Here is a 26,256-nt window from a genome sequence, read left to right on the forward strand (position 1 = left end):
GGGTTTTTCGCCGTCTGACGGGCGCCCTGCTCTTGAAATCGTGCTCGGCGCCATAAACAACGCCAGGCAGAGCATTGACGTCGCGGCCTACAGCTTCACCAGTAAGCCGGTCGCGACGGCGCTCGCCGGTGCTAACCGGCGCGGCGTGGCCGTGCGCGTGGTGGCCGACGAAAAGGCGAACAGCGACCGCTACACCGCCGTGACGTATCTGATAAACCAGGGCGTGCCGGTGCACCTTAACGGCCGTTACGCCATCATGCACAACAAGTTTATGGTGATCGACGGCAAAAACGTCCAGACCGGGTCGTTTAACTACACGGCAAGCGCCGTTTCACGCAACGCGGAAAACGTGCTGCTGATCGAGGATGCGCCGCAGCTGGCGGAGACGTACCAGCGAGAATTTAACCGCCTGTGGGATGAGGGCACCCCGCTGAATGCCCTGTACTGAATCAGCCCCGTCTGCGGACGGGGCTTTTTTTTTTACTCCACTTCCAGCCAGGCTTTGCGCCCTTCAAGATGCAGCGCTTTCAGCATGGCGATCACGTCTTCTGCTGAACGTCCGCCATAGTTGAGACGGGTCTGCTCCCCTTCAAACTCCACCACGATAATGGTGTCCAGCGTCACCGACAGCAGCTCGCGGAGATCACGTAGCGTCTGCCCTGTACTGCGTGAATGCATGCACTGGGTTATCCGGTTGGCCGCCTCCTGGCACAATCCCTCTACGGCCTCGCGATATGCCAGACGCTGATCGAGGTTGCCCTCGATGTCGCTGATCAGTTTAACCACCGCCGTTTTGACGGTTTTGATTTCAGGAAATTTCGTTTTTGGGGAGCCTGACTGCTCCAGCGGGGATACGCTGGTCGCCGGTGCAGCTTTAGGGGCGGTTGTCGGGGTGTGCAGGTTCATCGTCATGGTCGTTTCTCCGTCAGTGTGAATTTCGTCTTCGTATCGCCTGACGGTTCGGCCTGCCCGGAGTCGTTCTGGTCAGCAAGGGCGCGCAGCGTGCCATTTACCCTTGCTGACCAGGTTGTGACGGGGGACGATTACCGGAAGCTGATACGCAGGAGAAAGGCATCACAGGAGAAAATGACGATGTGCACACCCGGACTTACCGCCCCTTTAGCTGCGGCGGCGAAAGCCGTTACGTCATTTTTTACGTAAGACATCGCGCCGTTACGTATCCCAGATACGTAACGGCTGCCGCCTGAAAAAGGGTTCATTTTTTTTGAATCTGTCCTGTTTTTTTTCCCGTGCCGGCATCAGCTGCAGGACGTCCTGCAGCTGATGCCGGCCGCGTTACAGAATTATAAAAAACAGTGACTTATATAATTCCCTCCCTGATTCTCTCTCTTTCAAAAATTCTGAAGCCCTGCACCGCAGGGCTCCAGCTGTCAGCAGTCCATCAGCCAGCGGTGCGCTTTTGAGGCCGCTGCCGCCGCTTTAAAGATGTAGCGCTTGTCTCCCTTCAGGGCTTTCAGCCAGGACGCGATATAGCTTTCATGCTGCACCTCTCCCGTAATTCCCAAATCCGCCATCAGAAACGCGCTGCCCAGCTCGGCGATCAGTTCCTCAAACGCATACGCCTCAGAGCCAAACTTATTGCCTTTTTCACGATTGAGGCGGGACGCTGCCCCCGTCCAGTGAACCAGCTCATGCAGGCCGGTGGCGTAGAAGTTCGCCGCGTCCGCGAAGCGGAACCGCTCTGGCAGGACGATTTCATCGGTGGCCGGACGATAGAACGCCTTTACGCCCTGCTCGGTGATTTTTGCCCCGCTCCGGGTCATGAGTGCTTCCGCCTGCGGCAGCGGATCGAAACCGGCAACCGGCTGCGGCACGCTCTCGATGCTCAGGCCGTCGATTTGCTCCACGTTAAACACGGTAAAGGCTTTCAGCATCGGGATTTTTTCGATTTCCCCGTCCTCGTCCTCTTTCTCCAGAGTCTTGTAAAAGATGGCCGTCGTGCCGTGTTCACCTTTACGAACCTGGCCGCCCAGCTCCTGCGCCTGTTTGTAGGTCAGCCAGCGCTCGTCCTGAAAACCCTGTTTTGCCGCACTACACCACAGCAGCATGATATTAATTCCGCTGTATGCCGTGCCGGTGCTGAAGTTGGCCGGTAATCCCGCCGCTGCGCCGTTGCGAACCCACGGGCACACCCACGGTTTAACGCCGCTTTCCAGGGCTGCAATGATGCTGTCCGTTACGGTCTGGTAAAGGTCTGTTTTGACTGCGCCAGCACGGGCTTTGCTTTTGCCCCTGGAAAATTTCGTTTTTGAGGAGCCTGACTGCTCCAGCGGGGATACGCTGGTCGCCTGTGAAGCTTTAGGGGCGGTTGTCTGAGTGTGCAGGTTCATCGTCATGGCTGTTTCTCCGTCAGTGTGAATTTCGTCTTCGTATCGCCTGACGGTTCGGCCTGCCCGGAGTCGTTCTGGTCTGCAAGGGCGCGCAGCGTGCCATTTACCCTTGCTGACCAGGTTGTGACGGGGGACGATTACCGGAAGCTGATACGCAGGAGAAAGGCATCACAGGAGAAAATGACGATGTGCACACCCGGACTTACCGCCCCTTTAGCTGCACGGGTGAAATCGCCCTTCAGCGTCCGGAGGACAGGTAAAAAAAGCACTGACGACGTCAGTGCTGCCTTTGTGGTGTGCGGTGTTACACTGCCGCAGCCGGTCAGTTCGCCCTTCCTGAATCCGGGGGCGGTTTGTTTTCGGGGACGTTCTGACCGGCACTCCCCCATCACTTGCAGAAATTTCACCGCCCTTTATGTCGCGGTAGGGATACCCGTTACCGGATACCCCCCGCACAGATCCCGGCGTGCGCGATTTACGCACCGGGCTCCTGCCTCGGGTGTCTGGCGGTGAACCGCTCCACAGGCCATGGATGAAGAACCCGAACCCTTGGTAGCCATGCGGCTGCCAGTTTGTTTGCTTTCGTCCAGGTCGTATCATCCTTCTGGCTCCTGCGCCTGAGCGCCCGGCGCCAGAGGTTTGTTACGTGTGTCCTGAACTTCTGCATGGTGGGGAAGTTGCCCGGTACCGAGTGATAGTTCAGGTATCCCTGAACCACTCTCCTGAGCCATTTTCCCTGTTCGGGGATTGAGTAATGCCAGCGCCTTCGCAGACCGTCTTTGATGGCTTTCAGAGTTGCCGTCATCCGATCCCGGCGGGTCTTTCGTATCAGCATGAACCTGCCGTTGCGATCTTTCCCGCTGATGTGCGTGAACCCGAGGAAGTTGAACGTTTCTGGTTTGCCTTTTCCCCTGATGGCACGGTTTTCGGCAGCGAAGCGGCCGAACTCCATCAGACGGGTTTTCTCCGGGTGAACCGTGAGTCCGAACTCCCTCAGTCTGCGCTGCATGGCTATACGGAAGCGCCGGGCATCGTATCGTTTGTCGAACCCGATGACGATGTCATCGGCGTATCTGACCATTACCACATTGCCTGTGGCATAGCGACGTCGCCACTGATGCGCCCACAGATCGAAGACGTAGTGGAGGTATATGTTTGCCAGCAGCGGTGAGATGACCGCACCCTGTGGGGTGCCTTCCTCCGTTGCTCGCCATTGACCCTCCTCCGACGTCCCGGCTGTGAGCCACTTACGTATGAGCCTGATTACCCTCCGGTCGCCGATCCGATGCTCTGTGAACCTGATCAGCCATTCGTGGCTCACCCTGTCAAAGAACTGACTGATGTCGGCATCCAGTACCCAGTTTACGTTAGTGCGTACCAGCCCTGTGGCCAGTGCGTCCAGTGCATCGTGCTGGCTTCGCCCGGGTCTGAACCCGTATGAGAACCCCATAAAGTCGTTTTCATAGACTGCGTTCAGGATTTTCACCAGCGCATACTGGACGATCTTGTCCTCCAGCGAGGCGATGCCGAGCGGGCGTTGTTTTCCATCCGCTTTTGGGATGTAGTGACGCCTGCCGGGCTGCGCCCTGTAGCTGCCCTGATGTAGCCTCCGGTGCAGATCTGTTATGTTGTTCTTCATGTTTCCGGCGTAGTCCATCCACCTGATGCCATCCACTCCGGCGGCCGCTTTCCTGCTCAGGGAGAGGAATGCGGCTTCCAGTGCTTCGACTGTCAGCAGGTGGAACAATGCTGTAAACCGTTCTTTCTTCCGCTGCTTCGCAGCTTCCCGCACGCGTGACAGCCTCTGTGACATGCTTTCCCGGCTCTGTGTCCGGCGCATGTGTGGCTGTTCCGCGTTCCCCTTGGCCCCGCTCCTTCGCTCCACTGACTCCGCTCCTTTCGGGTTGTTCGCCTGCTTCGCCGCTACTATGAGCGAGTCCGACTTCTCCTCTCCGTACATCACCGGCTATGACTCCTCGTCTTCCCGGTGCGGGCCATCTCCGACACTGGCAGATGGTCAGAGGGGAGATCTCCCGGTTCCCGCGTAGAGATCGTATTGACATGCCAGGGTCTCAGACCCCGCCGGGTCCATGTGGCACTCGCAGTATCGCACCCTATGATGTTGCCTTCCGTTAACAGTACAACGTCGGCACCCGGTAATTTAATATACATTTCGTGGCTCAATGGCTGGCCTGTCAACACCCCTGTCAACGCTTCGCCCCATACCTCGCGGTATGCAACGCATGACTCGGGGACCTTGTGGATTGCTGGTCCTTCAATGGTCGGGGACTTTCACCCCTTGATCTCTACCGGTCTCCCGGCGCACACTGTATGTATAACCAGTAAAATTAGAGTGTCAGGAGGAAAGATGAAACTACAACTTTTCAGCACCGGGAAAGAACTCCCGCCACAGGCCCATCCATTGTTTGCCGATCTGGCCAGCTGCGGTTTTCCCAGCCCTGCTGCTGACTATGTCGAGTCCGATCTGGATCTCCATGATTACTGCATACGGCATCCGAGCGCGACGTACTACCTGCGTGCCAGCGGAGACAGCATGGCCGACGGCAGTCTGTACAATGGCGATCTGCTGGTTGTGGACAGTGCTGAAAAGCCGCGGCACGGCGATATCGTTGTCGCCAGCATGCAGGGGGAGTTTACGGTGAAACGGCTTCTGCTGACGCCGCGACTGACGCTGCAGCCCATGAATGCCTCCTGGTCGCCGATTTATCCTGATCCCGACGAGCTGGATATCTTTGGCGTCGTCACGCATATCATCCACCGCCCGAGGGAGATGTACTGATGTTTGCCCTGGCCGATGTGAACAGCTTCTATGCCAGCTGTGAACGTGTTTTCCGCCCGGATTTGAAAGGAAAGCCGATAGTCGTCCTGAGCAACAACGACGGGAATGTAATCGCTCGCAGTGCCGAGGCGAAGCCCTGGATCAAAATGGGAACTCCGTGGTTTCAGATAAAAAACGAAAGATACCCGGAAAAAATATATGCGTTTTCAAGTAATTATGAACTTTACGCCTCGATATCGGCGCGCGTGATGAACTGCCTGGAGGAACTGGCCCCCAGGGTGGAACAGTATTCAATTGATGAGATGTTCCTCGACCTGACCGGCGTGGAGCACTGTATGGGGCTTGAGGACTTCGCCCGGCAGCTGCGTCAGCAGGTGTATGACTGTACCCGCCTGACCATTGGCGTGGGCGCCGGACCAACGAAAACCCTCGCAAAATCAGCCCAGTGGGCCTCAAAAGAGTGGAAACAGTTTCATGGCGTACTCGCTCTGACCAGGGGAAATCCGCAAAGGACGCGGAAACTGCTTTCACTGCAGCCGGTTGAAGAAATCTGGGGGGTGGGTAACCGTATTGCACGCAAGCTAAATGTGCTGGGCATAAAAACCGCGCTCGATCTGGCTCTGACGAACCCGGCCTTCATCCGCAAAAATTTTTCTGTCGTCCTTGAGCGAACGGTACGGGAACTGAACGGGGAAAGCTGCCTTTCGCTTGAGGAAGCCCCTCCGACGAAACAGCAAATTGTCTGCAGCCGCAGTTTTGGCGTGAAGATCACGGAGTACGAGTCACTCCGTCAGGCTATCTGTCAGCACGCAGAGCGGGCCTCTGAAAAACTGCGTAAAGAGCACCAGTATTGCCGGCATATTTCCGTTTTCATCAAAACGTCTCCGTTCGCCATTAAAGAGCCTTACTACGGCAACGTGGCTACGGAAAAACTTCTTACACCCACTCAGGACACCAGGGACATCATTGCAGCCGCTACAACGGCTCTGGAGCGTATCTGGAGGGATGGGCACCGGTATGCCAAAGCCGGAGTTATGCTGAATGACTTCACCGGCTCCGGAGTTTCGCAGCTGCAACTGTTCGACGAACGCCCGCCACGCCCTCACAGTGCTGAGCTGATGAGGGTTCTGGACGGGATCAACAACTCAGGGCTGGGTAAAGTATGGTTTGCGGGGCGGGGTATGGCCCCGGAATGGCAGATGAAACGGGAGATGCTTTCTCCTGCTTATACGACACGATGGTCAGATATTCCTGCAGCGAAACTGGCGTGAAACCATGGCGATTTCACCGTGAAATTCTCAACCTAAACTGCCTAATTACAATAAGTTAGATGTGAAATCGCCATGGCGAAATTATTGACTCAAATTTCTGTCAAGGACTTCGTTGATAGCCTTGTCCAGTTCATCCTGAATCACTTTTGACATACGGCTAAACTCATAAGTCAGCGTGCGCCCTTTCACACGCTTACGCGCGAACTTGTCCTTTTCTTCAAAAGACCAGAGTGGGGAAACCACTGACTTTTCCTTGGGAGATGGATCTATCAATGCCTGAGATGCCTGAGAAATCAGCTTCAGAATACTGGCTTTCTGTTCGTCTTCTGGTCGCTCGCCATCACTCAAAATTGCATCGAGCTGAGCTGATACAGACTGAATGAGTTCTTCAGGCGTTAATCCCTTTTCACCGAGTTTTTCATTAACTTCTAAAAGAAGTTTATAATCACTAAACGATAGCTCCGACTGAACCGGGAACAGAGAAATTAAGTCTTGCGGTACGGCCGCCGCCTGCAGCGCCCTGGTAACTTTAGCCTGAGATAATCCCTCCAGTTCAGCAATTTCCTTTTGATTAAATCCGGACTCTTTAAGAGCGATCAATCTCAGACCAATCTCCCGAAGATTATGTTCTTTAGCTGTCTGGATATCTTTAGCCAGTTGGCGAGCTTCATCAGCTGATAAATGTTCTTCGGTAACCATTACATCAAGGCCTGTACGGACAAAAATTGCTGAGGCTCGCCGTCTTGAACCATCCAGTATCTCAATCCTTTCACTTTGCTTAATACCAATACAGGGAAAGAACTGCTGAAACTTAATCGTCTGGATAATGGATTTCAGAGACTCCCTGGTCAGTGCAAGTTGATCTCTTCCATTGTTTTCCTGGTTTACGAAGGTCTTACTTTCAACTTCAGATGCAGGCACCCGAACAAACCTGAACGTTACCTTCCTGCCGGTTTTTAAGGTAAATACCTGACTTCTACCGGTGTCAGCCATTTCGAGCATTGACGCCTGAGTATTTAACTGTCTGCCGATGGTTTTTCTTTTCTCATTCGACATCACATACCTCCGTTAGTACGAATGAACTCGATGCGATCAAAGACTGCCTTCGCAAAGTCTTCCGCTGCTGATTTTGCGCTTTTTAGTGCCTCTGTACTTCCATCATAGGTTGCTGGATTTGCTGAAATAACTGTGTCAAAAGTCTCCCCACAACGTTCGAAACCATCCAGTCTTGGCAGAACCATGTCTAGCATATCGGCACCGAAAACCTCTTTGGCCTGACTATGGCAAATTTTGTGATCAGACTTGTTCAGGATCTTGGACATGAAGCCGACATTACCGATGAGATTGCAGGTGTGCCCATCCATTTCGATGGAATCTATGAGGGCAGGGAGGCTGGCCACAAACTTCAGGGAAGAATGAAAATCAACCGTCGCCGGTGGAAGAGGGGTCAACATCAGGTCTGCCGCCCCAATGCAGTTTTTCAGGAACGCATCAAGGTGAGGACCACTATCAAGGAAAATAAAGTCGTAGTCATGCTGGAGCTTGTCGATAATGTTCTCTTTAAGCACCGCATGAATATTTTTCCCTGGCAGATGTTCTTCACACAATCCCTTCCAGCCTTCAGCAAGGAATGCATCGTCAATGGAAGCGGGGATTACATCAACACCAGGGATAATAGACGGTACTATAAAATCGGAAAGTAATTCTTCACGAGACACGTTCTGGAGCATGGCCTGAGCAGCCGTATTTTCAACCAAGCCCACTGAATTCTCATGGCTCAGGAACATTGTCAGAGATGCCTGCGGATCGAAATCGATGGCCAGAATACGCAGGTCTTCGAACAGAAGCTGAGGATGAGCTCGAAAAGCATGTGATAATGAAGCGGTAGAAACTGTCTTGGAACCACCACCTTTAAGATTACATACAAAAATCGTAAAGGCTTTATCGAAGCGATCCCTGTACTTCGGTACTTTACGATGGTTATACAGATCGATGACATTCTGAATCGTCATCGCGTATTTCATCGTATTACCAGAAGGTTTCTTTTTAAAAATGTAGCCACCGGCTTCCATTTCGGACACAGCATACTCAACACTGCCTTTACTGAGCTTAGGCAGCTTATACAGAGCGGCTTTGCTGTATTCCTGATAGAACTCGGTAAGCTTCAATTCCTCTTTTTGCTGTCGGATACTTTCGCTCAAAGATGTCAGAAGCTTACCTGCACGTGTAGCGACTTTCCGTAACTGCTCAATATTGTCCATTTATCACCTCATGACGTTTTTTGTCATTTTGAACAAAAAGTGTCATGTTGCAAGAAAAAAATCATATTGTTTTGATTTCGCTCTCAACAGAAGGGGGATGAAGCTCGACGGGCGTGCTACTAAATCACACTGCAGCAACACGCAGACGCACTTTTGACCATCAACAGCAACTCATACAAAAGGGCTTTGAGAAAGGTATTCAACTTGCAAGACAGGAGAGTCATTCAGAAGGATTCTGATTTTAGTTACGACCAGTGCAATGCTGAGCCTTATGTATCAGCGCTCGCCGCAGCCATGTAACCGAGCGTAGCGAGCGAACTGGCGAGGAAGCGAAGAGGAACCGTTCCGGCAGATAGCTCTTACGCTCAGCACAAGAAGAGTTTTCCATCCTCTGTGGGAAACAGGTCAACTTTAATGGACGCTCCGGACTATGGGAAACAGGTCAACTTCGCGGACGGCCCGGACTGTGGGAAACAGGTCAACTTTAATGGACGCTCCGGACTATGGGAAACAGGTCAACTTCGCGGACGGCCCGGACTATGGGAAACAGGTCAACTTCACGGGCGGCCGGGAGTGTGGGGAACAGGTCAACTTCGCGGACGGCCCGGAGTATGGGAAACAGGTCAACTTCGCGGTCGGCCGGGACTGTGGGAAACAGGTCAACTTCGCCGGCGGCCCGGACTGTGGGTAACAGGTCAACTTCGCCGACGGCCCGGACTCTGGGAAACAGGTCAACTTCGCGGACGGCCCGGATTATGGGAAACAGGTCAACTTCGCGGGCGGCCGGGACTGTGGGAAACAGGTCAACTTTGCAGACGGCCCGGACTGTGGGAAACAGGTCAACTTCGCGGGCGGCCGGGAGTGTGGGGAACAGGTCAACTTCGCGGACGGCCCGGACTAAGGGAAACAGGTCAGCTACTCGGACCGCCCCGAGTAGGGGAAACAGGTCAACTTATCCGACGACCCGGACTGTGGGAAACAGGTCAACTCTGCAGACGGCCCGGACTGTGGGAAACAGGTCAACTTCGCGGACGGCCCGGACTATGGGAAACAGGTCAGCTTCTCGGACGGCCCGGACTATGGGAAACAGGTCAACTTCTCGGACGGTCGGGAGTGTGGGAAACAGGTCAACTCCGCGTACGGCCCGGACTGTGGGAAACAGGTCAACTTTGCAGACGACCGGGACTGTGGGAAACAGGTCAACTTTGCAGACGACCGGGACTGTGGGAAACAGGTCAACTCCGCAGACGGCCCGGACTGTGGGAAACAGGTCAACTACGCAGACAGCCGCGATTGCGGGAAACAGGTCAAGTTAGGCAAGCACTATGGGAAACACAGCAAGTTCAGTATCCCCCCATATGTCAGCAACAAACTAAGGGGGGAGGAAATAAAAATTACAGACTATTGTTTTTTATCAAGAAAATTAAACAGCAAGCGACCATCTTCTTCAGTGGTATATGTTACCTTTAATGGCGTCTTCTCATTAATTTTCTTCAGAGCAGGTTCCAGGAAGGTACGCTTCATTTCAGCAATATTGTTTTTCTGCGAGGCAGGGAGCATAAACCTTTCACATAACCAGTCATGTGTGGTGATCCAGACACCAGTGCTCCGGAACTGACACAGGCTTTCATAAAGCCGGATGACACGAACACTATTAAGCTGGCCACAGTCATAGAGAGAATAGGTAGTGAACTGGGAGGTTAAGCCGACCAGGAATGGCATGACCTTGTAGTTAAATTCAATCTGCCAGGAACCCCGGCCTCGCTTCATTCCTGCTTCAGCCAGCCACGGACGTTTAACTTCTTCAAACTCACCTTCTTTTGGATAAAAGGTAACCGTTGATTCGCCCAGAGCATTTACCCCAGCCTTCACATCACGACTGGCGACAGACGTAGCGACATTGAAGTATTTGACGTAATCGGAAACGCTGATTTTGAAGAGCGGCAATACGTCAGAGTCATCTTCCTGGCTGTCATTAAAATAGGCCTGCATGAGGCATAACCACAGCACACGTTTTGCCTGAAGAGGCAGGTAATATGCAGCTTCGGTCAATTCGTTAGATTGCTTTATACTGGCGCGTTTTTTAAACGTTTTAGTAGCTGGCAAGAGTGCTTGAGTATCCATTTCAATGCCTATGGGTAAATTTTTACCCACCCATAATGACAGTGAAAACAGAAATTGCAAGCTATCGCGATACTTATCCACCGGAAAAATCTGCACTTTATCCACAAGTGGATAATTGAGAACTGAACTTGACCTCTTTCCCATAGCTTGTTGATGCGTATCCCATAGCTTGTTGACACAAAACCCACTGATACGTGATTAATTTCCCATATTATGTTTACCAGTTGCCCATACAGGCCCCCTCTCAGGCCGCACTGTACGCGGCTTTCAGGCTCCCTAAAAGATGTAAAATAAAGAAAAAGAATAAAAAAGTACTTTATAAAAATATGCCCGTGGATAAGTGGATAACCCCGAGGAGAGGTGATTTTTCAGGCATTGAGCGTAAGCAGAATTTATAAGTTTTGTTCCCTGGTGCTTCCTCGCTCACTCGGGGCTTCGCCCTGTCGCTCGACTGCGGCGAGCACTGCTGGCTCGATCATATCCGTGGCCGGAAGATACTACTCCTCCCCCGAGTCGCTCTCCAGAGCCGGCTACAGCGAGACAACCCGCACGAAGATTTCTATCGTCCCTGCAGACATATTCGAATCGTTTTTATTAACCCTGGCTTCCGTCGTGACAGAACACTACGTCCTGTAAAAGGGGGACTAAGGCCCCTGAATCACACACCTGAAATTAATAATGCGGAGTTTTACGATAATGTCATTGCTGGAAACTTTCCTGACCGCTTCTCAGGGGGCAACAATCCTGTTCCTTGCCATGCTGATCTACTGGCAAAAGCGATAAATCCAAGCGGGCTGGCCTTTGGCCAGCTTCGCTGTATAAGGGGAAAAATGCGGCATATCCAGACATTTCACTAGGCAATTTGAATTCAGATATCTATGCTTGGGATCCGGTCAACAGGAGGTAACAAGATGAAACTTGAAACTATACAGATAGATAATACCGTAAGGAGTGGTCTTAATTCTTTCACTGACGGGGTGATTATTCGTGATACAAAGGTATTGATCACGCTCAATCTCCCGGATGGACAGAAAACCACTATTGAGGGGGAATGGCGGCATATGTCGGACGCCAACAGGTTGTCAGAACGTATTACGATGCTTCAGCATGCGATCTATGAGCAGTATGAGGAATACAGAGCAGATATTCCCGTCAGCTGGTCCAGATAACGTCTGACAGACCTCCCCGGCGAGCAGGACGTTCGCCAGCATCATTCTCCTAAGTACTTAAATATTCCCTTTCAGCATGGCTACCGCATCCGCTTCGGGCATCTGAAACTGAACTCGATGCCGCGCAGCAACATCAAGTGCGAACACCTTCGTATAGACTTCCGTCGAGCTAATCGATTTGTGGCCCATCAGGCTCTGCAAAACCTTCAGTGGTATGCCGGCATACAGCATATGCATCGCGTAGGAGTGGCGGAACGTATGCGGGGTGACCGGCACCGAGAATGTCACCCCGTCGACGGCGGCCGCTTCAACCGCTTCGCCAATCCAGGTCCGTACTGTCCGGTCGGTGATGTCCCAGATGCGGGCTTTCTCTGTTCTGCCGGTACGCTTGTTGCGTCTTTCCAGCGGAATTTTCAGGGTGGCCACCATCATCTGCAGCTGGCTGACGTAGTGGTGATCGGAAAGCGGAACCAGACGATGAGCCTGGCTACCGGCGGGAGCTCGGCCGGCTGTCCTGGCCGCTTTTTCGGTGCGCTGCTTAAGCGTGGCCAGCTGCACGAACGGATACGGTGGCACCAGCGAAAAATCCCCCCGGGTCAGCGCCAGCGCCTCGTTGATACGTGCGCCGGTGTTCCAGAGGGTTGCCAGCAGCATCTTGCGGTGCAAATCGGGCACATAATGGAGCAGGGCGCTGACTTCCGGTGCCAGCAGGTATTTCGGTAGTTCATCTTGAACGAGCGCCATCTGGCGCAGGGCCAGCGCGGCGGGATAGTCAATGGCCACCGGCATTTGCGCCGGCTGCTGCGGGTGAGAATATGATAAGAGGCCGCTCATTGGTTTGACATTCCATCAGGTATCACTAATTGATTCCACTCCCTGTTGCGGGTAGCTTCAGCAGCGCGCAGGGCTCTTTCGCGCCTCCAGACTTTACGAAACACGGAAACTGCAGACCATTCATCATGACCTGTAAGACGTGTTTCGGGCATCCCGGTTGCCTTGCGCAGACGGACGGCAAGAATGACAGCGTTGATGCCCAAGCGCGTGAACTGATACTGCCGTTCCCTGAAATAGTCCTTATGCCAAGGAGGGTCGGAGTATTCGGCGGCATATGCAATTGCCCTGTGGGCCTCATCCTGGAGCACCGGCAGTTCACGGATGCGATACATAAGACGTGGCTCTAAAGTCCGCCAGTCACCGGAGACATCGATCAGATTCAGTTCAGGGTAATTCGTGACAGCTTTTCTCTCAGGCTGGGGGGCATCATCATCCTGGCCGTCATCCGTCACAACCCGGAAACAACCCTCAGCATACCGTTCAAGCATGAATACCAACTCGGTGGCAATGTAATGCAGTTCCTTTTTCATTTTATCTTCTGACGCCTGTCTCTCACGCTTAAGCGTGAAATAATGTGTCAGCCAGATGCCAGTGAGTGTTATACCCCCAGTAAGCAGGCCAGTGATAAGCCCGGTTGCCACGTTTCCCCAGATCCCCGCCCCTTGATTAATCAGCTGTACGGAAACCGGATGGGATGTCGCAGCAACTATACTCTCAGTTGCGGCCTGTATATCAGTCATTGATCATTTACCCCTTTATATTCCTGAGAAATCCCGCCCTCTGTCCGTAGTCAGCGGCCGGCAGCCAGCTCTTCAGCCAGTTTCACAAACCTTTTGTGCTCAGTCTGCAGGTAATGGCTGTAAATCCGGGCATCACGTTCTGTCAGTCCGGATGGATTGCCGGTGAAGTAACGTTGCAGCACCGCAATACAGTGATTGTAGGTATCGAGATCATATTCCCAGTTTCCCAGCTCACCGGCCGCATCCAGTTCCTGGCGAAACTGCTCGTATTTACGGAGCAGAATGCCAAGACCTAATTCTGTTGCAGCATAAAGATTATTTTCTCCTGGCGCGGAAATCGCATTACGGATTTTTTCAAAAGCATAACTGAAATCATTTCTCTCATTGAATGCAGTAAACATGTCCTTTCCTCAGTTGAATAGTTAGCCGTGCAATTTTACCACACCTCAATCATCGTCAGATGAGTGCCACTCTGTCGCGACAGTGACTTTCACGAGAGTGATTTTCACATACTAAAATAATAAGCAGCCATATAACAACGTAATTAAATTACCTGACGGCCGCTCTGGCCGGATCCGACTTTTATGTTATTCCACAGTTTCCGGAAGTGTACCACGCACACGGAATAACCACAGCGCCCTTTCAGGGTGGTGAGCGGCCGGTCACGGGGCAGGGGAGGGGCACAACATATATGGTCACTGACAGCTGGAAACACCGCTACATCTTGTGTTTCCGGGCCGCTGCGCGCCGGCGGGGCTGAATCAGATCCGGAACTTACTTTTTTCGGATCTCAGGAGGAATGAAGAAGGATTATTGCATGATGAGCACAAAAGGTGGCGGATTGTTGCGAATGGTGTATTGTTGTCTTTTTGGAAGGAAAAGGTGCTGATTGTTGCTCTGAGTGGACAAGTCATCCTGACGGCGAATCAGCCACAAAACGGAACGCATCATTTTTCTGCAAGAACATCCGTCCTGACCTCTGACAGTGTGGACGCTGTTGAGGGCCGCTTTGTGCCAGGAGCGGACACTAGCGATTGTACTTTGCATTAATACCACTGCGAGGCAGTTTTTTTTGCTCCCTTTTTGCGAGTATTAGGTAAAACGCCTATTATGCATGAACCATGCACTCTGACGCCCAGCCGCACTGTGCTGACCCGGGCGTTACCGATATAATAAATGGCGAAATTCATTCATCAAAAGGAACTAAAATGACTGACCGGGTGATATTGCAGCGTGAGTTTTCTGAGCTTATGAACGGGCTGCACGGAAGCATCTTAAAATATGCTATTGACCGAGCCGAACACCATCAGTGTGAGGTTTATCTGTGCGTGAACAACAAATCACACTGCGATCAAATACTAGAACGCATCTTTGAAAAAAAAGTTGTTAATAAACTTAAGTCAAATCAGGTTATCTCCGTTAACGGACGGAAATTGAGCTTATATTCGCCCCTAACCCTGAATAAGAGTTATCTGCCGGAAGCAGTGTATTTATTGATGTTCCCAAGCCCTGAACTGCTGAAATCTGTTGAATATCAGGCGAGCCTCAACCCCGCTCATGAAATTATCGTGTTTACTGAATCAGACGGGCATACGGAGGCTACGGATAACTGGATGTCGGAACATGAGGTGCGCATGCTGGGAATCGAAAAAACAGTTTAATACAAGCAGCCAGCAGGAGGCTTTTTACATCTGTTTTCGAGCATATCTTTCGGCGGGTCGTTGATAATCCGGGTCGCAGTGTAGGATATCAACGACCAACCAAACAATAAAATTCCACCTCTCCCTCCCGAGGTCTTGACCTGCTCCCTGTCGGTTAACACAGGGGAGGGTGAGTAGAGCATTATCAATGGCGATTACAGTTGCGAATGTCTGCTCCTCGCTCATAGCTGCCTGTCAACCTGCACTAAAACCATTCTAAAAGTCCAATCTTGAAGTTATCCATACATCTCTCTCGAGAGATTCACGGGCAAAGATCCGACTCAACCTTTTTTCGGATCTCAGGAGTGGAAGAGAACGATTATTGCAGAATAAGCACAAAAAACAGTGAATTGTTGTTATGAGTAGATTATTGCTATAAGTATCGCAATTTGAATTAATTATTAACAACAAAGCAATTTAACAGCGACCCCATCCGGGGTCACCTTAATTTTGCTCAGCGATGTTCAAACCGGGCCACCAGTGGACCAGTGATTTCCATCTCCATTTCCCAGAGCGTTGTCATCACGCCTTCAAGTGGATTGTCACTACTGCTGTAGAAGGTGTTAAAAAGGGTTCCATCCGGGTACCTGAACAGCCTGAGTTCACCGAAGGATTCCGCGCTGACCATAACCGAAAATTCCTGTTCGGAATTGAGGACAAGGTAAATAAGACAGTTATTGATCCTGAAGGGCAGAGTGCGGCTACCTCTGGCTGAAACATCAACCTGTATGCTAAACGCGTCATGCCTTTCCGGCTGATAAACCAGTTCCCTCAGTTCTTCGCTAAAGCGGGAACCATAGCTCACCAGTATGTAATACTGCTGATCGGCGGACCGTTGCGCGACTTTCATTAACAGTGTTTCGAGGTTTTTGACCTTCATCGTTAATTTAGCCTGTGATTGCCACAGTAAATTATGCAGTCTGTGGTAAATATTTGTCCTAACATCTGATACAGACGGAAAATCTCCGTAGAAATTACTATTAAGTTCTCTGGCAACATAATCTTTGGGAACACTCACAGGAATGTATCTCACCAGCCAGTTGCGATCGCATTCTGAATTTTGAGAAAAAGTGAAGTAGTTAAGCAGAGTATCTTCAGACAATACCCCAGGAAGTTCTTTTGTCAGACGAGTGTCGGTATTCCTGAGACGTTCAAGATCTACTTCGGCAGCAACGATATCTGCCACTTTGCTGCGACTGAAGACCTCAATGTATTTATCCAGAACGTCATTAAAGAAAACCACGTTCGTTGCATAATCCGCGTCTGAAATGATATAGCCTTCATAAGGGACTGAAGGATCACGTTTCAGCCGTTCAAGAACAGAAATTATTCTCACTTTACTGAAATAGGAAAACAACCCTCCCGCAAGGGCGTCATTAGCACGCTGCGTAACCTGCTCAGCAGGTCTGGCGAGCTTTATAGCCAGCAAGGAAAATGCTCCGTAGAGGCTCCCTAAATCCTCATGTACTCCTGTATACGTACGCCCCGGAATGTAAGGCCTTTCATTATATGAGTTCATAACCTCAATGGTTTCTGATAGCCCGCTGTACCAGTTTGTATTCGCATGAAGATTACAGTGCTCAATTCTCAGTATCATATCAATGATATCGACAGAACGTCTGAACGCAGGTGTCAGCGTATCATGAGTGTCTCTTTCTTCATATAATTCAGACGTAATGATATGGTTAACAAGATCAGCTAAATCTATCTTTTCTTGGGGTTCAAAATGCGCAATGAGATAACCTGCCATTAACAGGCGTAAATCAGACAAGGCATTTGCAAACATAATGGATAAGGCCGCATCTTTTTTATATGGACGCCCCCTGAGTAACATTGCCCACTGCGAGTCTGTTTCATCCAGAGACAGATAATCCGGAGTCAGGAAGAAACTGTGCCAGTGGTACTCTTCCTCCCAGTGCCGTGGAAACCGGCTCTGGTTAAACCAGAGACAGAGAACGTCGTGAGCATATCGTACGGAAGAAGCATTATCTGCAACCACTGACGGAATAAGCAGCCTGGCGGTGTTATGCAGATGATACATCAGGCGCCCAGTAGAATCTTCGCTCCCTGGTTTGCCAATGATCGAGCTCATACTCCAGCCCTCCCACAGGCCAATAAAATGGCGTACAAGTTCTTGATGAGTTTGCTCCTGGCTGGCCGAGAGGGTGACACCCTGTCCTGCTTTCCACTCGTTTAACACATGCCATACTCTGAAAAGCGAGAGTAAAAATTGTCTGAAATCGGTAAAATGAGTGCTCTGTGTTTTTCTGTACACATGCAATGGAATGGCCATCGATTCACGGAAATATTCGCCTGAATATTCCGTTGATTTTACGGATTCACGAAAAAACTTTCTCAATTCATAATGGAATGAATCGCTGAAAGTATGGCTAAAACCTGATTCTTTTACTTCATCCAGATAATTTTTATCAACCCCGTAGTTATAACTTCTTTTGATAGAGGTATAGGTATCTGTTAATCGTTCAATCCCTGTTCTGAAGACGCTAATATTTTTATCGTTAAGCGCATCGTAAGCCTCACCAAAGAAATCAAAAGTAATATCATCCAGATCCCTTTTGTTCTTAGGGCGCCCTGTTACAATACAACGGCTAAATAACCACCGCCACAATCCTGAAACAGGCTTGACATTTCTCGATGACAATAAAGTTAGTTCACCAGAACGAACACCAAAGGAGGGCAAAATGATAATTTCCGCATCCTGCCCATCTACCGCCTCTAGCCTTCTTAGCAGAAATAAAAGTGGCCTTATATAAATATCTATAACAACATCACCTTTACTGATATTAGATTTGACATGAAGCATGTCGTCTTTCTCTGAGATTGAGTAAGGCAGTATTTTAATATTACCGAGGTAATCCTCACCTATATTTACCCCCGGATATCGGAGCCAAGCAAGAATATATGCTTTTTGAATATAGTCATCCACTATCTGAGACAAAAAAAACTTATTCATTAGTCGATCGCGCTTGCTCTCATCCAGGACATTCAGACTCGAGACGAAGAACCAGATAGACAGAGTAATATTGAAAAGCATCCACACAAAAGCTGTTACGGCGAAAGAAGTATTAAGATATCCGTCACCTATAGATAACGTCATACCGCCCAACACGATAAATGCAGCCAGTAAAAGACCACTCAGGCCCGCAAACATATATCCGGAATGAAGTTGATACGCGGACTGAATATGGATCCTTGCTGATTTCTTTTGAAACAAAACACTTATAAGCCCCACAACCAGCGGAAAAACAATACCGATTATAGTCAACTGGCTACCCAGTAAATTAGACATCCAGTCTGAAAGCTTGGTAATGCCCTTAAAATGCTGCACAGCGAAAGGTTGCAATACAGGGCGAAAATATTCGACCACGCCAACAGCCCCGAAGGCTGCGGACCATAGAATTAGCATAGCCCGGACGTAATGGGTGGAGCAGGAAACAAGTATTCTCTCCACCGGGTTCCAGCGTAGTTTTTTGTAATCCCGGTTCGACTTCAGGCTCCGTCGGAGTTCAGCTCTCACCTGCCATGAGAGACTTTTTAGAAGTTTTCCAAACATAGATATTCTGCGTGTTCCATAAGAAATTTTATGAATAATAAGCGGTAGTGACCTTTTTTTCTCTGGAAAATGTCACCCGATGCCCTTCGTGCAAAGTTCGTCTCCCTGTTATCCGATTTAGCCAGAAACCGGATCTGCGCGGCGGGAAACACGCAAAGGATATGATAATTGAATCACTCACATAAAATCATACTAAGTGTGATATTTATCATTATTCATGAAATCACTTCTGATATGATATTAACTTAATATCAAATGAATCATACGTGATATGATTTTATCGCAATCTGTTACTCATTATTCCAGGAGCGCAGCATGTCCAGTACCGGGCCGACACTGAATCTCACCTATGACGAATTGCTTGACGAAATCAAAAGCATCCTTCGCGTGCTCAGCCGGCACAGCAGTTCTTCCCGGGATGACTCTTCCACCACGGCTGCCTTTGACAGGGGGAGTTGCAGCGGCGCCATTGCGCTCTGGTATTCACTGGCATTATCAATGAGGGCGCCGGGGCGCGACTGTGAGGAGGATCGCAGACAGCTTCGGCTTCTGGCCGGACTGATCCTCGAAAACCAGGAGCCGCCTGCCGATGGCCGCTGAGAAACACCGCCGCCCATCGCCGCTACAGCGGCGGGTGCTGATTGTGCTGGCCGCCCTCGGTGCGAAACGTCCGGGACCGGTGGCCACGCGGGATATTGAGCGGGTGCTGGAGCAGGGCGGGGACGCCCCGGTGTACGGGCCGAATCTCCGCGCCTCCTGCCGGCGCATGGAAGCTGCGGGCTGGCTGCGCACCCTGCGAGCCCCGAACCTGCAGCTGGCCGTCGAGCTGACGGACGCCGGCCGTGCGCTGGCCGCCCCGCTTCTCGCTGACGAACAGGCGCGCGTCCTGGCGGAGCAGCGCGCGACAACGGTCCGGGTTCTGCCCCTGATCCCGCCCGGCCAGGCAGACGAGGCTCACGACCGGCCGGTGGAGCTGGACGGCATCTGGCACCTGGCGTGCCGGGGCGACTACGTCATCCGCCTCGACGGGACCACCTGTCTCCAGCTGTGGAACACGGCCGGGCAGGTGACGCGTATGACGGGCGATCCCCTTCAGGTGGCGCAGTGGCTCCAGGCCTGCCACGGGGCGGGTATTGCGGTCCGGATGCAGATCAATGAGAGCACCACGCCGGAGGCGGGCACGCTGATCGGTACCGAGCCGGAAGACCTGACCGGCACCTGGTACCGCCAGCTGGACGTCGCGCTTCAGGCACAGGGGATCACCGGTCTGACTGAGGATATTCGCCTTGCCGTGGTGAGCCCTGAGGAAGCCCTCCGGTCGCTGCCGGCACCGGCGCGGCTGCTGCACGTTCTGCGCGAAAGCCCGGAGGCGTTCCCGCTCACGGCTGCCGGGTATGAAGAAGATTCCGGCGCCGCTCTGGACACCCTGCTGGCCAGGGCCGGATTCACGTCGGGACAGGCACAGGAGCTGCGGCTGCACCGCATCCGCTGGGCTCAGATGAGTCAGGAAGACGCTGACCGGCGCGAACTGAACAGCCTGCTGGATGAGCTGGAACGGCGACAGCTGTACTGCAACCGCGAACAACTGACGGAGATTGTGTTTTCGCCGGTCCGTAAACCCGGCGAGCGCTGGACTGACCGTCTGCAGTGGCTCCTGATGACGGACGGATTCGGGTTCCGGAGTCCGCTCTCCCGTGACGCAGGCTCCAGGGCGCTGACGATCCTGGCCGGTTACACGGGGCAGGAGGTGGCGGACCATCTGGCCACGGTTATCGTCTGGAACGATGACAGCGCGGGGATGCCGTCATGAGCACAGGCAACGTCAATCTCATCGTCACCTGCACGCGCCGCAAAACCATAACAGCCGGTCAAACCGTCTTTCCATATGAACACGACGCCGGAAATGCTTATGAAGTCTGGCTGGAAAGGCTGGCCAGGGCGCGGAACGACGGCGCTGCCATAACAGCAGGTGAACTGTATAGGGGCCAGCACTGGAGCAGGGCTGCTGCGGCTGCAAAACGTACCGGCGCAGAGCTGTGGGTGATTTCAGCGGGTCTGGGGCTGCTGCACGTATCAGACCCGGTGGTCCCTTATGAGGCAACGTTCTCCTCGATGCCGTTTAGTCACAGCAGACTATGGGAAAGCCTGACAGCTTGCCCGCCTGCTGAACGACGGTATGCTTCCCTGAGGACGCTGATGCAGTCGAGGCCTGACGATCGGTTTGTGGTGGCCGCCTCTCCGGTGTACCTGCGTGCCGTCGATTCAGATCTGTATGCAGGAAGGGAGGCGCTCTGTACCCCGGAACAGCTTGTTGTGGTGACGTCAAAAGGTTACCAGGGAATCCTGAAGGGCAGCGTCATTTATACCAGTGCAGACATGATAAATGCGCTCAACACGAATATGACTGGCCTCAATATCAGCTATGCCACTCAGTTACTTGTTAACGACGTATGTAAATAAGCATCCAGGCAAGACGTAAGACAAACACTCACGACTTATTTTTGGTATACGTAGCTGAGAAACGATATCATAAGATATCAGGGAAATATTGCGTGCTCTGCTTCCCGATAGACTGACCACAATCTTAATAACCATAAATATGTAAATGTAAGGTGCCATTATAAAATGGATTTAGTTTTAGATAATCATACTAAAAGCTATGCAGTACAAAATTACCGGCAAGACATAGACGGTCTCCGCGCTGCCGCTGTCCTGCTTGTTATATTATTCCATGCAGGATTATCGTACTTCCCTTCGGGCTTTATTGGTGTTGATATATTTTTCACCATATCAGGATTCCTGATTACCGGAAAAGTCATCAGTGAAATTGAAAGAGGAACATTCTCACTAACTAATTTTATAAAAGGCAGATTATGGCGATTGCAGCCTGCACTGCTGGTGACAATTCTCGGCGCCATCATTGTAGCGACATACTGCTACATTCCTGACGATTACACCGCATTCGCAAAAAGTGCCAAATACACCACTCTTTTCTTATCAAACCAGTATTTTGATAAGCTTAGTGCAGCATACGCATCTCCTGACTCTGATTACTTCCTGCTTTTGCATACATGGTCTTTAGCAATTGAATGGCAGTGGTATTTTTTCTTTGCGCTTTTCGCGACCATTTTGACACTGCTTGTCAGTAAATTTAAAAGAAAATTTGCGTATAAACCGTTCCTTTATGGCTGGTTGTTACTTACCTTAACTGCAACAATAATTGTTATTCTTATCAGCCTGTACTCGTCCAGTCAGCATTACTACTCATTAAATATGCGCGCTTTTGAGTTTCTGATTGGTGGAAGCGTAGCTTTATTAAAGGACAGAATTCAGATAACCAACAGATGGATAACTAATCCTCTGGCAGTAGTAGCTATCGCTGTACTTATCTGTACTTCAGGTTTAAGCATACCAGTTGAGGCATATCCAAATAGCTGGACACTGCTTGTTTGCCTTGCCTCAGCAATATTACTGATAAACCAGAACACATTCGTAAATCGAACTTTACAATTAGCACCGATAAACTACACAGGTAAAATTTCTTATTCTCTGTACCTCTGGCACTGGCCCATATTTGCAGCGTTCAATTATCTTGAGATCACTCTGTCCGGCAAGACACTGTGCATTGCGCTGGTGATAACTGCAGGACTGGCAGTGCTTACCTATCACGGTATTGAAGAGCGCTTCCGCCGGGTTAAGCTGTCATTTGCAAAGAGTATGATCCTGCTTGTATTGCTCCCCCTTACGGTCTGCACGGGCCTTTACACATTAACCGTGAAAACGAATGGTTTGCCACAGCGCTTCAGCGATGAATACAATCACTCGTTACAGCTGTTGAATTCCGCTTCCGAGAATGCCGCATCGAGGGATGGCTGCCTTAGTGGAAGCCAGGACCTTACGGACTGTCAGTTCGGCGACCATGAAGGTTCGAAGAAAGCCTTTCTGATTGGCGATTCAAATGCTAACCATTTCTGGGGTTTTTATGATGTCTTGGCTAAGAATGCTGGCATAAAAATGTACTCCCTCACCACGTCTTCGTGCCTGGCATTACCGGGAATTTATCAGTATGACTGGTGGAAATATAAAGGCGTCAAATATGAAGAATGTCATGATAACGCTGAGAAATATTATGATAATATAAAATCAAATCACTATGACTATGTTATTTTAGGGCATGTGTGGTCAAATTATTTTTCTGCCCAGTTAATCACTAAAGATGAGGATGAGCGAAGTGAGGCACTCTCAGCCAGTCGATACGAAATGGCGTTACGTACAGCCATACGTACTATCATAGATTCTGGTTCAAAGCCAATAATCATGTTCACCATTGCGAACATGCCACGCAACTATCAAAACTGTATAAATCAGCATGTTATTCATCGACGCCCATTTGACATCAATGAATGTGATATGCAAAACCCGGCAAATACCAACGGGGAAAAAGTCACGCAACTGATGAGTAAAATGAAGGCTGAGTTCCCAACGCTGACCTTTATTGATCCTAAATCAATACAGTGCATTAGTGGTAAATGCATTACAAATATTGATGGCGTAACTGTCTATCGTGACGTGGGACATCTTACCGACTATGCTTCCTATAAATTCGGTCAGCTGTACCTAAATGAATTTGGTAATCCATTAAAGTGAATATGGTGTACTTATAATATCTGATGGTAACTTAAAGGGCACATTGTGCCCTTTTTAACGCACCAGTCCTTCTCTATAAGACACATCCACTATTCACGTCATCGAGATATACTTTGCCGTCTCAAAATGAGACACTCAATATATAAAAAAACCAGAGATATAGACATGTTTCGGACACTGTACATAATTAGTTTGCTCATCGTGACTTATCCGGTAAGTGCGGATATTAACGGCAGGATTGTTCGTGTGCTCGACGGGGATACCGTTGAGATTCTTGGTGAGGGGAACCAGCTGAAGCGTGTTCGTCTTGCCGGTATCGATGCGCCTGAAAAGAACCAACCCTTTGGCCAGCGTTCCAGACAGGAACTCTCATCGATGGTGACACAGCGCATCGTTACCGTCACTGGCGAGGATGAGGATCGTTACGGCCGGCTGCTTGGCACGGTGTGGCTTGGCGCGAAGGATGTGAATGCCGAACAGATCCGTAAGGGACTGGCCTGGGCATATCGGTATCACGGAAAACCTGTCCGGAGCGACTACGCAACACTGGAAGACGAAGCCCGTCGTCAGGCTACAGGTCTCTGGTCAGTCCCTGGACAGACAGAACCCTGGCGCTGGCGAAGCAAGCATCACGAGAGAGGTTCAATTAGCGACGCCCCCTGATTCCGCACGTTGCCGACCGCAGGGGAAACTGGATGCCAGGTGAATGCCTCAGCAGGCACCGCCCCCTGTTTGGCCGTCCTGCCCGCCTCGTCACCACTGAGACTTTCGCGTAGCCATTCGCGCGCGGCATCCGGCGTCAGCACCAGAGGACGACGATCGTGGATATCGATAAGCCCCTTGTCCGCTGCTGCCGTGACAATAACAAAGCCTTCCCCGTCATCCCTCAGACCAAACGGTCGTGCGCCAATGGCAGCCATGAATACGGGCTGACCGTCCCTGCGGTAAATGAAATACGGCTGTTTTTTGTTCCTCTGACGTACCCATTCATACCACCCGTCAGCAAACACAACGGCGCGGCAGCGTTCCCACAGCGGACGAAACATACGTCCCTCAGCTGCGGTTTCAACACGGGCATTAATCAGGGGCGCTTTGTGCCACCACTCTGGGGAATACCCCCACAGAACAGGTTCGAGCTGCAGCTGATCATTGCTTTCACTGAGCAACAGTACCCGGGTCCCCGGCGCCACGTTGTAGCGTCCGATAGGCTCCGGTACTGCAGAAAACCCGGCATCAACCTCACCGGCCAGATAAGCCAGGTATTCAGCGCGGGTCTGTGACTGAGAAAAACGTCCACACATAAGCGTTTCCTGCCGTTAAAGGGTAAGTATAGGAAAAATGGGAAGCATGGATTGTTTAACGGCAACGGCACAACGATCCGGACAGGGAAGGCAAAAGCAGGAAGGAACGGGACGTCTAAATAGTGTATTCTTTTTATCAGGTTAAAGGAGACGTGAATGACAGAGAACAACCAGGAACTTATCGCGGCAGGATTTACCAGTAAGGAAATAGCGAGAATCAAACGTCACCAGGCGACGGGGGACTCGCTGGAAAAGGTGCTGAAGGATCTGGCCGGCTATTTCCTGTCGGTAGCCTGGATCTCCGGCGGGATGGTCATCATCACCCTGCTCACCGCGATTTTTGGCAGCGCCAGCCATGTTATCTCCTGCGTGGTTGCCGTCGTCTTTCTGCTGATTGTGTTGCTTCTGGTGATGCCGGTCAGACTTGGCTATAAATCATGGAAGCTGATGAGATCACATATCAGCGACTCCGGTCATCACGGGTAAGGAGTTCCAGTACCACCTTTGCACTGACCCCCCATCCCAGAACCTTCATCGTCAGTTTGCCCGGAGACATGGTTTCCACCTTGCGGTAATAGTCTCCGGGAAGATAACGGAAAAGACGCCAGGCCTCAGCTTTCCCGGTCAGACCAAACACACCATAAACGCTGGCTGCAAGCGTGGTTGCATTAAAAATCCCCAGCCCGACATCGCGGCTGAAACCCATAAACTCCGCTACGGACATGGCGCCGTCCGCCAGGATCCCCTCTGAAGCAGGTTCATTCAGGAGCTGACGGGCTGCTTCCCGTGATACCGTATTAAGGGCATCACCGACCAGAACGGCACCGGCAAGCATTCCAGCTGGTGTCATGGTGGCGATCATAACACCGCCAAACACAGCCTGTACGCCGGCCAGAACGACCTTAATGCCGGATATGAAGTATCCGACAATTTTATTCTGCTCTGTTACGTACTGTATTTCAGCGTAGATCCGGGCATAACCGGTTTTCAGCATACGCGACTGTTCAAGTAGAAACTCATTTTCAGCCCTGAGGTTCTTCAGGCAGGAAATGCACTCTTCATCATTTCTTGCTCTCCTTGCCGCGTCAAACTGTTGCATGACAACCTGTCTGATTTCATCCACAAATTTCAGACGGGTCAGTGAATCACTGAGGTGCATGGCCGCGACGGTATTTGCGGTATTAACAAGCTTTCGGGCTTCCAGATTGATCATTGTATCAGCCCACTGGCGCCGGCTCTGACCGGGAAAAAGCGCGATATCCATTACATATTCCTTATCTGTCGTCAGGACGAGAAGTCATTAGCCTGCCTGCCTCAAATATTGCAGCTGCACGCCAGGACTTCACGTCTTCAGTTTTCTTACCGTCAACATACCAGTAGAGCCCGTCGGTACTTATTCGCTCAAAAAGAAAAGACATATCCCACGAGAGCATGAAAAACCTCGGGGCAGCCATCGAATGATGCCATCTACAGGGGTTAAAATA

General features: G+C 51.0%; 26 protein-coding genes and 1 pseudogene. 13 read left to right on the forward strand and 14 right to left on the reverse strand.

What is annotated here, in order from left to right:
• On the forward strand, window positions 1–448 hold a 448-nt coding region (locus ACOTX7_RS21180; protein WP_421626152.1), incomplete at its 5' end, for a phospholipase D family protein.
• 32 nt (window positions 449–480) lie between these two features.
• Here ACOTX7_RS21180 and ACOTX7_RS21185 read toward each other — a convergent pair.
• The 3 genes from ACOTX7_RS21185 to ltrA all read right to left on the reverse strand — a co-directional run bounded on the left by ACOTX7_RS21185 (window position 481) and on the right by ltrA (window position 4,314).
• Window positions 481–912: a hypothetical protein gene (locus ACOTX7_RS21185; protein WP_001776120.1), complete on the reverse strand. Its 432-nt coding sequence runs from the start codon at window positions 910–912 to the stop codon at window positions 481–483.
• A gap of 479 nt (window positions 913–1,391) precedes the next feature.
• On the reverse strand, window positions 1,392–2,357 hold the full coding sequence (locus tag ACOTX7_RS21190; protein ID WP_001776122.1) for an ArdC family protein: 966 nt from the start codon (window positions 2,355–2,357) through the stop codon (window positions 1,392–1,394).
• A 469-nt stretch (window positions 2,358–2,826) separates the two neighbouring features.
• Entirely contained in the window at window positions 2,827–4,314 is a 1,488-nt protein-coding gene (gene ltrA, locus ACOTX7_RS21195) for a group II intron reverse transcriptase/maturase (RefSeq protein WP_004178082.1), read from the reverse strand.
• 405 nt (window positions 4,315–4,719) lie between these two features.
• On the opposite strand from ltrA, the gene umuD reads away from it, so the two are divergent.
• On the forward strand, window positions 4,720–5,151 hold the full coding sequence (gene umuD / locus ACOTX7_RS21200) for a translesion error-prone DNA polymerase V autoproteolytic subunit (protein WP_000776034.1): 432 nt from the start codon (window positions 4,720–4,722) through the stop codon (window positions 5,149–5,151).
• On the forward strand, window positions 5,151–6,422 hold the full coding sequence (locus tag ACOTX7_RS21205) for a Y-family DNA polymerase (protein WP_004118291.1): 1,272 nt from the start codon (window positions 5,151–5,153) through the stop codon (window positions 6,420–6,422). The genes umuD and ACOTX7_RS21205 overlap by 1 nt, the downstream gene beginning before the upstream one ends.
• Window positions 6,423–6,503: 81 nt before the next feature.
• Here the strand turns inward: ACOTX7_RS21205 and ACOTX7_RS21210 are convergent, their stop codons facing one another.
• Together ACOTX7_RS21210 and ACOTX7_RS21215 are read right to left on the reverse strand one after the other, a co-directional pair.
• Window positions 6,504–7,478 (reverse strand): ParB family protein, encoded by a 975-nt coding sequence (locus ACOTX7_RS21210; RefSeq protein WP_000064120.1) that lies wholly within the window; start codon window positions 7,476–7,478, stop codon window positions 6,504–6,506.
• On the reverse strand, window positions 7,478–8,683 hold the full coding sequence (locus ACOTX7_RS21215) for an AAA family ATPase (RefSeq protein ID WP_000368714.1): 1,206 nt from the start codon (window positions 8,681–8,683) through the stop codon (window positions 7,478–7,480). The genes ACOTX7_RS21210 and ACOTX7_RS21215 overlap by 1 nt, the downstream gene beginning before the upstream one ends.
• A gap of 487 nt (window positions 8,684–9,170) precedes the next feature.
• Here ACOTX7_RS21215 and ACOTX7_RS21220 point away from each other — a divergent pair, with 487 nt between their 5' ends.
• Window positions 9,171–9,374: a hypothetical protein gene (locus tag ACOTX7_RS21220; RefSeq protein ID WP_421626153.1), complete on the forward strand. Its 204-nt coding sequence runs from the start codon at window positions 9,171–9,173 to the stop codon at window positions 9,372–9,374.
• Window positions 9,375–10,084: 710 nt separating this feature from the next.
• On the opposite strand, the gene ACOTX7_RS21225 is transcribed toward ACOTX7_RS21220, so the two are convergent.
• Entirely contained in the window at window positions 10,085–10,951 is an 867-nt protein-coding gene (locus ACOTX7_RS21225; protein WP_004118283.1) for a replication initiation protein, read from the reverse strand.
• A gap of 534 nt (window positions 10,952–11,485) precedes the next feature.
• On the opposite strand from ACOTX7_RS21225, the gene ACOTX7_RS21230 reads away from it, so the two are divergent.
• Complete coding sequence (locus ACOTX7_RS21230) at window positions 11,486–11,590, forward strand: hypothetical protein (RefSeq protein WP_032409716.1); 105 nt, start codon at window positions 11,486–11,488, stop codon at window positions 11,588–11,590.
• A gap of 128 nt (window positions 11,591–11,718) precedes the next feature.
• On the forward strand, window positions 11,719–11,976 hold the full coding sequence (locus ACOTX7_RS21235; protein ID WP_000764642.1) for a hypothetical protein: 258 nt from the start codon (window positions 11,719–11,721) through the stop codon (window positions 11,974–11,976).
• 57 nt (window positions 11,977–12,033) lie between these two features.
• Here ACOTX7_RS21235 and ACOTX7_RS21240 read toward each other — a convergent pair whose 3' ends face one another.
• The 4 genes and pseudogenes from ACOTX7_RS21240 to ACOTX7_RS21255 form a co-directional block, all read right to left on the reverse strand.
• A complete protein-coding gene (locus ACOTX7_RS21240) occupies window positions 12,034–12,810 on the reverse strand; it encodes a site-specific integrase (protein ID WP_000015958.1) in 777 nt (258 codons plus the stop codon).
• Complete coding sequence (locus ACOTX7_RS21245; protein ID WP_000129823.1) at window positions 12,807–13,550, reverse strand: hypothetical protein; 744 nt, start codon at window positions 13,548–13,550, stop codon at window positions 12,807–12,809. The genes ACOTX7_RS21240 and ACOTX7_RS21245 overlap by 4 nt, the downstream gene beginning before the upstream one ends.
• 50 nt (window positions 13,551–13,600) lie before the next feature.
• A complete protein-coding gene (locus ACOTX7_RS21250) occupies window positions 13,601–13,951 on the reverse strand; it encodes a hypothetical protein (protein WP_000493378.1) in 351 nt (116 codons plus the stop codon).
• 143 nt (window positions 13,952–14,094) lie between these two features.
• Window positions 14,095–14,340: pseudogene (locus ACOTX7_RS21255) on the reverse strand (hypothetical protein); the annotation flags it as partial.
• 418 nt (window positions 14,341–14,758) lie between these two features.
• On the opposite strand from ACOTX7_RS21255, the gene ACOTX7_RS21260 reads away from it, so the two are divergent.
• Window positions 14,759–15,211, forward strand: a complete 453-nt coding sequence (locus ACOTX7_RS21260) for a hypothetical protein (RefSeq protein WP_004201034.1) — start codon at window positions 14,759–14,761, stop codon at window positions 15,209–15,211.
• A gap of 493 nt (window positions 15,212–15,704) precedes the next feature.
• Here the strand turns inward: ACOTX7_RS21260 and ACOTX7_RS21265 are convergent, their stop codons facing one another.
• On the reverse strand, window positions 15,705–18,824 hold the full coding sequence (locus tag ACOTX7_RS21265; RefSeq protein ID WP_012477567.1) for a hypothetical protein: 3,120 nt from the start codon (window positions 18,822–18,824) through the stop codon (window positions 15,705–15,707).
• A gap of 315 nt (window positions 18,825–19,139) precedes the next feature.
• On the opposite strand from ACOTX7_RS21265, the gene ACOTX7_RS21270 reads away from it, so the two are divergent.
• From ACOTX7_RS21270 to ACOTX7_RS21290, 5 genes are all read left to right on the forward strand, one after another.
• On the forward strand, window positions 19,140–19,424 hold the full coding sequence (locus ACOTX7_RS21270; RefSeq protein WP_022650043.1) for a hypothetical protein: 285 nt from the start codon (window positions 19,140–19,142) through the stop codon (window positions 19,422–19,424).
• Window positions 19,414–20,634: a hypothetical protein gene (locus ACOTX7_RS21275; protein WP_012477568.1), complete on the forward strand. Its 1,221-nt coding sequence runs from the start codon at window positions 19,414–19,416 to the stop codon at window positions 20,632–20,634. The genes ACOTX7_RS21270 and ACOTX7_RS21275 overlap by 11 nt, the downstream gene beginning before the upstream one ends.
• Complete coding sequence (locus ACOTX7_RS21280) at window positions 20,631–21,284, forward strand: DUF6884 domain-containing protein (RefSeq protein WP_012477569.1); 654 nt, start codon at window positions 20,631–20,633, stop codon at window positions 21,282–21,284. Before ACOTX7_RS21275 ends, ACOTX7_RS21280 begins: the two co-directional genes overlap by 4 nt.
• Before the next feature lie 165 nt (window positions 21,285–21,449).
• Window positions 21,450–23,471, forward strand: a complete 2,022-nt coding sequence (locus ACOTX7_RS21285) for an acyltransferase family protein (protein WP_012477570.1) — start codon at window positions 21,450–21,452, stop codon at window positions 23,469–23,471.
• 165 nt (window positions 23,472–23,636) lie between these two features.
• Window positions 23,637–24,134 carry a thermonuclease family protein gene (locus ACOTX7_RS21290; RefSeq protein WP_022650044.1) on the forward strand — a complete coding sequence of 166 codons (498 nt, stop codon included), beginning with the start codon at window positions 23,637–23,639 and terminating at the stop codon, window positions 24,132–24,134.
• Here the strand turns inward: ACOTX7_RS21290 and ACOTX7_RS21295 are convergent.
• A complete protein-coding gene (locus ACOTX7_RS21295) occupies window positions 24,101–24,772 on the reverse strand; it encodes an SOS response-associated peptidase (protein ID WP_012477572.1) in 672 nt (223 codons plus the stop codon). The genes ACOTX7_RS21290 and ACOTX7_RS21295 overlap by 34 nt on opposite strands.
• A 156-nt stretch (window positions 24,773–24,928) precedes the next feature.
• On the opposite strand from ACOTX7_RS21295, the gene ACOTX7_RS21300 reads away from it, so the two are divergent.
• Window positions 24,929–25,258: a hypothetical protein gene (locus ACOTX7_RS21300; protein ID WP_012477573.1), complete on the forward strand. Its 330-nt coding sequence runs from the start codon at window positions 24,929–24,931 to the stop codon at window positions 25,256–25,258.
• On the opposite strand, the gene ACOTX7_RS21305 is transcribed toward ACOTX7_RS21300, so the two are convergent.
• Together ACOTX7_RS21305 and ACOTX7_RS21310 are read right to left on the reverse strand one after the other, a co-directional pair.
• Window positions 25,233–26,036: a DUF4225 domain-containing protein gene (locus ACOTX7_RS21305; protein WP_022650045.1), complete on the reverse strand. Its 804-nt coding sequence runs from the start codon at window positions 26,034–26,036 to the stop codon at window positions 25,233–25,235. The two genes, ACOTX7_RS21300 and ACOTX7_RS21305, sit on opposite strands and share 26 nt — an antisense overlap.
• Before the next feature lie 10 nt (window positions 26,037–26,046).
• The coding region (locus ACOTX7_RS21310) for a DUF6710 family protein (protein ID WP_421626154.1) at window positions 26,047–26,256 on the reverse strand (210 nt) is incomplete at its 5' end.

It is taken from the genome of Enterobacter cloacae complex sp. IR5418 (genome assembly GCF_049238105.1).
Taxonomy (GTDB): Bacteria; Pseudomonadota; Gammaproteobacteria; order Enterobacterales; family Enterobacteriaceae; genus Enterobacter; species Enterobacter hormaechei.

Bases quoted from the DNA above. Each gene is read 5' to 3' on its own strand.
- ACOTX7_RS21185 (WP_001776120.1), bottom strand. From the start codon at position 912: ATGACGATGAACCTGCACACCCCGACAACCGCCCCTAAAGCTGCACCG.
- ACOTX7_RS21190 (WP_001776122.1), bottom strand. From the start codon at position 2,357: ATGACGATGAACCTGCACACTCAGACAACCGCCCCTAAAGCTTCACAG.
- umuD (WP_000776034.1), top strand. From the start codon at position 4,720: ATGAAACTACAACTTTTCAGCACCGGGAAAGAACTCCCGCCACAGGCC.
- ACOTX7_RS21205 (WP_004118291.1), top strand. From the start codon at position 5,151: ATGTTTGCCCTGGCCGATGTGAACAGCTTCTATGCCAGCTGTGAACGT.
- ACOTX7_RS21210 (WP_000064120.1), bottom strand. From the start codon at position 7,478: ATGTCGAATGAGAAAAGAAAAACCATCGGCAGACAGTTAAATACTCAG.
- ACOTX7_RS21215 (WP_000368714.1), bottom strand. From the start codon at position 8,683: ATGGACAATATTGAGCAGTTACGGAAAGTCGCTACACGTGCAGGTAAG.
- ACOTX7_RS21220 (WP_421626153.1), top strand. From the start codon at position 9,171: ATGGACGCTCCGGACTATGGGAAACAGGTCAACTTCGCGGACGGCCCG.
- ACOTX7_RS21225 (WP_004118283.1), bottom strand. From the start codon at position 10,951: ATGGGAAAGAGGTCAAGTTCAGTTCTCAATTATCCACTTGTGGATAAA.
- ACOTX7_RS21230 (WP_032409716.1), top strand. From the start codon at position 11,486: ATGCGGAGTTTTACGATAATGTCATTGCTGGAAACTTTCCTGACCGCT.
- ACOTX7_RS21235 (WP_000764642.1), top strand. From the start codon at position 11,719: ATGAAACTTGAAACTATACAGATAGATAATACCGTAAGGAGTGGTCTT.
- ACOTX7_RS21240 (WP_000015958.1), bottom strand. From the start codon at position 12,810: ATGAGCGGCCTCTTATCATATTCTCACCCGCAGCAGCCGGCGCAAATG.
- ACOTX7_RS21245 (WP_000129823.1), bottom strand. From the start codon at position 13,550: ATGACTGATATACAGGCCGCAACTGAGAGTATAGTTGCTGCGACATCC.
- ACOTX7_RS21250 (WP_000493378.1), bottom strand. From the start codon at position 13,951: ATGTTTACTGCATTCAATGAGAGAAATGATTTCAGTTATGCTTTTGAA.
- ACOTX7_RS21260 (WP_004201034.1), top strand. From the start codon at position 14,759: ATGACTGACCGGGTGATATTGCAGCGTGAGTTTTCTGAGCTTATGAAC.
- ACOTX7_RS21265 (WP_012477567.1), bottom strand. From the start codon at position 18,824: ATGTTTGGAAAACTTCTAAAAAGTCTCTCATGGCAGGTGAGAGCTGAA.
- ACOTX7_RS21270 (WP_022650043.1), top strand. From the start codon at position 19,140: ATGTCCAGTACCGGGCCGACACTGAATCTCACCTATGACGAATTGCTT.
- ACOTX7_RS21275 (WP_012477568.1), top strand. From the start codon at position 19,414: ATGGCCGCTGAGAAACACCGCCGCCCATCGCCGCTACAGCGGCGGGTG.
- ACOTX7_RS21280 (WP_012477569.1), top strand. From the start codon at position 20,631: ATGAGCACAGGCAACGTCAATCTCATCGTCACCTGCACGCGCCGCAAA.
- ACOTX7_RS21285 (WP_012477570.1), top strand. From the start codon at position 21,450: ATGGATTTAGTTTTAGATAATCATACTAAAAGCTATGCAGTACAAAAT.
- ACOTX7_RS21290 (WP_022650044.1), top strand. From the start codon at position 23,637: ATGTTTCGGACACTGTACATAATTAGTTTGCTCATCGTGACTTATCCG.
- ACOTX7_RS21295 (WP_012477572.1), bottom strand. From the start codon at position 24,772: ATGTGTGGACGTTTTTCTCAGTCACAGACCCGCGCTGAATACCTGGCT.
- ACOTX7_RS21300 (WP_012477573.1), top strand. From the start codon at position 24,929: ATGACAGAGAACAACCAGGAACTTATCGCGGCAGGATTTACCAGTAAG.
- ACOTX7_RS21305 (WP_022650045.1), bottom strand. From the start codon at position 26,036: ATGGATATCGCGCTTTTTCCCGGTCAGAGCCGGCGCCAGTGGGCTGAT.